The 1,068-nt window shown below is 48.0% G+C and carries 1 protein-coding gene; it reads left to right on the plus strand.

Annotated features, from left to right (window positions below):
- Positions 1–1,068: phage major capsid protein (locus tag HEM79_RS22280; RefSeq protein WP_445297810.1), on the plus strand; the 1,068-nt coding region annotated here is incomplete at both ends.

Below are 1,068 nucleotides of genomic sequence, written 5' to 3' on the forward strand. Positions count from 1 at the left end.
TCCCTGCTTATGCCAGAAAAACGGGCAAATCAGCACAGGAAATTACCGCCATGCTGGAGGATGAAACCTGGATGGATGGGAAAGAATGCCTTAAGCACGGTTTTGCTGATGAATTGTTGCCATCCGTCAGAGCAATGGCGCGAATTGAATCGAAGCGCACAGGAGATTTTTTACATATGCCGGAAACCATTAAAGGAATGATTACACCGCCACAGGGAGCGGCAAATATTGCTGGTAATGAACAGAAGCGCATCAATGGAATAAGTGAAGTGTTTAGCTTGTTCGGCAGTCGTTACGACGGGATCAAAATGGCGTGTCTGGAAGATGCATCATGTACACCGGAAATGGCCCGTGAAAAGCTGTTGAACGAGCTGGGGCGCGAGTCCACGCCATCCAATAAAAATACCCCGCCTCATATCTATGCCGGAAACGGAAACATAACAGGTGATGCAATTCGTCAGGGGCTTTATTCCCGTCTTGGGTATGAACGCCCTGAACGAGGCAACCCTTACGCGATGATGAGCCTTTTTGAAATGGCCCAGGCATCACTGGTTGATCGTGGTATCACTGTGAGCGGTTTTATTAATCGCTCGCAGGTTGTTAATGCGGCTTTTACACACAGCAGCAGCGATTTTTCTCATATTCTGGCTGGTGGCGCTGAAAAATCAGTACTGAAAGGCTGGCAGGACAGCGGCGAAACGTTCCAGAAATGGACGCGTACCGGTTCGCTTTCAAACTTTCATGAAGCAAAGCGCGTTGGTCTGAATGGTTTTTCAAAGCTGGATAAAGTACCGGAAGGCGCGGAATATAAATACATCACCACTAGCGATAAAGGTGTACCTATTGCGCTGGCCACGTACGGGAATATTTTTTCCGTTACCCGTCAGGCCATTATCAACGATGACCTGACCCAGTTAACTACAATCCCCATGGCGATGGGACGCGCAGCTGCCAGAACAGTTGGCAATCTGGTTTATCTCCTGTTAACCAGCAACGGCAAGTTTACGGATGGTAAAGCGTTATTCCATGCCGATCATAAAAATCTTATTGCGAAGGATATGGACATGG

Origin of the sequence: Escherichia sp. 93.0816, from assembly GCF_013368855.2 — a bacterium.
Taxonomy (GTDB): Bacteria; Pseudomonadota; Gammaproteobacteria; order Enterobacterales; family Enterobacteriaceae; genus Escherichia; species Escherichia ruysiae.